The organism is Cupriavidus mimosae (genome assembly GCF_023952485.1).
GTDB lineage: Bacteria > Pseudomonadota > Gammaproteobacteria > Burkholderiales > Burkholderiaceae > Cupriavidus > Cupriavidus taiwanensis_C.
In genome coordinates this window covers 1-2,840 of sequence record NZ_JALHRY010000061.1, presented here as the reverse complement: position 1 = coordinate 2,840, position 2,840 = coordinate 1, and the positions used below count along the sequence as shown (strand labels likewise).

Annotated in this window: 2 protein-coding genes and 2 pseudogenes; 2 read left to right on the top strand and 2 right to left on the bottom strand. The window is 63.2% G+C overall.

Annotation, left to right across the window (positions count from 1 at the left end):
* Nucleotides 1–91: 91 nt before the first annotated feature.
* A pseudogene (locus MKD50_RS30195) lies at nt 92–1,177 on the bottom strand (DDE-type integrase/transposase/recombinase).
* Between the two features lie 213 nt (nt 1,178–1,390).
* Between MKD50_RS30195 and MKD50_RS30190 the strand changes: the two are divergent.
* A complete protein-coding gene (locus MKD50_RS30190) occupies nt 1,391–1,831 on the top strand; it encodes an AAA family ATPase (protein ID WP_240619763.1) in 441 nt (146 codons plus the stop codon).
* Nucleotides 1,780–2,313 carry a hypothetical protein gene (locus MKD50_RS30185; protein ID WP_012354773.1) on the top strand — a complete coding sequence of 178 codons (534 nt, stop codon included), beginning with the start codon at nt 1,780–1,782 and terminating at the stop codon, nt 2,311–2,313. The genes MKD50_RS30190 and MKD50_RS30185 overlap by 52 nt, the downstream gene beginning before the upstream one ends.
* 117 nt (nt 2,314–2,430) lie before the next feature.
* Here the strand turns inward: MKD50_RS30185 and MKD50_RS30180 are convergent.
* A pseudogene (locus MKD50_RS30180) lies at nt 2,431–2,838 on the bottom strand (transposase); the annotation flags it as partial.
* Between the last annotated feature and the right edge of the window lie 2 nt (nt 2,839–2,840).

Here is a 2,840-nt window from a genome sequence, read left to right as displayed (position 1 = left end):
CTCGGACAGCAATAGCTCGCTTTGCGAGCGCTATGGCATCAGCGCGAGACCGACTACAAGTCGGCGCGCGTCGAGGTAGATGTTGCCTCATTCATGCAACCAAACGCTGGTATTCCGCGCCTGGGATGACTCTGCTGGGCACCACAACATCGCGCTCGGGGTTGAGCGTGACCGTCCCAATTGGCGACCAATCTGGTGTGTGGCGTGACCAACGACGCAGATTGCGCTCACGAGCCTGAACGTCAGAATGTTGGTGTCTTGTCCGGCGTGGCGCTATGCCGGGCTCACGTAGCGGATGCCGCTGTGCCGGTGCTCATGTTGTACCAGTGCAAAGTGCGCCGCCCACGTACGCGCCGCAGTCAGATCGGCAAAGCCCTTGGACGGGAACTCCGGCCGGTACTTGGCCGTGCAGAAGAGGCTCTCCACAAAGGCGTTATCGTCCCTCACCCGTGGACGCGAATACGAAGGCTTGACGCCCAGCCAGAACAACATCGCCAGCACCGTAGTGGCCTTGAGCGTGGCGCCGTTGTCACCATGCAGCACGGGCTTGGCCGCCAAGGCGTGAATACCCTCGGCCAGCGCCGTGCGTTTGACTAGATGCGCCGCGTGGTCGGCATCGTCGCGATCGTGGACCTCGAAACCTACGATCTTGCGGCTGTAGACGTCCAGGATCAGATACAGATAAAACCAGCGCCCGGCGACCTCGGCCGGCAAATAGGCATGTCCCAGCACCACAGTTGGCGTGGCCCGGTGGCCACGTGCGTGGTGGGCGGACGGCTTTGGCGCGGCGCCTTGGCGCGTCGTCGGTGCCGGGTCTGCCCATGGGCGCGCAGCACTCGACCGAAGCTCGATTCGCTGGCCAGGCCTCTGGCTCAGCCAGCGCCTGCGTGGCGGCAGTGCGCCACTGCTCCAACTCCTGCGGATACACGCCGTTCTCACGGCACCAGGCGTTCTTGCTGGCCTCGTCCATCGCCGCCATCGCCAGCACCGCCTCAAACCTTGCCGCCGCTGTCCATGCCCGCTCGCGAGCGGGCATGGACATAGCGTCTGCACGCCAGCGCTCAAGCGTGGCCACTGCCACACCCAATTCCCTTGAAACCACTTCCACCACCGCACTCTCCAGCGGTAACAACCGTGCTACCGCCCGGTCCTTGAATGCTTGTCCGTAACGAGCCACTTCTCTCTCTTATCGCCCCAGGGTTTAGACTCTATCGGGGCGACATCTATTCTGCCGCGGGGGAAGTAGATCGAGCATTACGCCAATGAAGGCGCCCGCGGGCTCGCGGACCCACAGCCGCCGCCATGCGCAGGAGCGGATCGCGCATCCGGTCCGCGAGGCGATCCTGGAATTGGGCGGCCCGGCGGACCCGACTCCGCCTACGAAGCCATGATGCAACCAAATCTGCTGGCCTTGTATGGCCTCAAGTTCAATCCCTTCGCCCAGGACATCCCCGTCAAAGCGGTCTTCCTGAACCCCAAACTCGATGGCGCATCGAGCACGGCCTGGCACGCGAAGCGGCTTTGCCATGGTTGCTCCATGGGCTCGATTAACCACCCGCAAAGCAGCCTGTCCGACTTCTACCGGGAGCTGAGCGACATCCTTGCGGTGCCGATCGAGTCGCAGAACCGCTGGGGCGGCTTCAAGGCCCAGCGCGGACGCTGGCTGGCGCATCTGCAAGCCAGCCGCCGTCGCTGCGTGCTGCTGATCGACGAAGCCCAGGGGATGAGCGCGCCGGTGCTGTCGGAGTTGCCCTGCTGGCATCGGCGCTGCTGTGCGTTGTGCTCGCCGGCGATGCCCGCCTGCGTGAGAAATCCACCCGCGACCATCTGATCCCCCTGGACAGCCGGATCCGCGCGCGTCTGGCGATGGAACAGACATGCCGGAGCCACTTGCTCGACAGCGCCGGCAGCGCGAGCCTGATGACCGAACCGCTGCGCCAGACCCTGGGCGAACACGCCGCCGGCAACCATCGCCTCTTGATGAACCTAGCCAGCGAACTGTTGGCCCCCGCCGCGCAATGCGAACTGTCGCAGATCGACGAGAAGCTCTACCTCAAACCTATACCGCATACCAGAGCCGCCGCGGCAATCGCTGAGAATCCGATGACAGACCTGACCTTTCTTCCCCGGCTCGGACCAATGCTGCCCAAGCTAACCGACGCAGACGCCGCAGCGGTCCGGGACTATTTCCATGAACTTGTGATGCTCGTCGAATCGCACTACCTCGTGCAGATCCGGCGTCATGCCCAATCGCAACTGCAACTAGCCGAGCAAGCTCCGCCCCGAAAATCTCGGCGTGAGCAGCGGCGTTAGCAGGCCCATCAACAATCCACCCCATCGCGATCAACAGGCGTGATGGCCATCACCGCGAGCCGCCCCTGCGGCTCGCTCCGGCTCCATCATTTACCTTGACGGCTTCTCCGCCGCTCGCGCGATGGCGGTGAAGTTCGTATGTGCCAGAAGACTTGGATCTCGGCGCACGGTCATGCCACGGACATATATGGCGATGATCTTGTTATTTAACCCGGTGAAGCGCCGCTGGTGCTTGGGCATCAGGATCGGATCGAAGCAGCCGTCGCGGTCGCGCGGAATGTCGACCCGCAGCGGCCATCTTCGGTTAGCACGGTCTTGGCGCGCTTGCCATTGGGCTGCGCTGATTAGCCGACCGGCTGGCGCTGCGCGCCCGGCGGGTAGCTCAGGTGTTGACCCAGCTCGTAACCAGGGCGCGTTTGATCAGGGGCCTTCTTGAATGACATCGAGGCATCCTGAACGGCCTCCGCCATCATATGACCCTTCACGAGATGGACAAATCAGGTTCTCAGGGATATAGTCGGCAATTA

Bases quoted from the DNA above. Each gene is read 5' to 3' on its own strand.
- MKD50_RS30190 (WP_240619763.1), top strand. From the start codon at position 1,391: ATGCAACCAAATCTGCTGGCCTTGTATGGCCTCAAGTTCAATCCCTTC.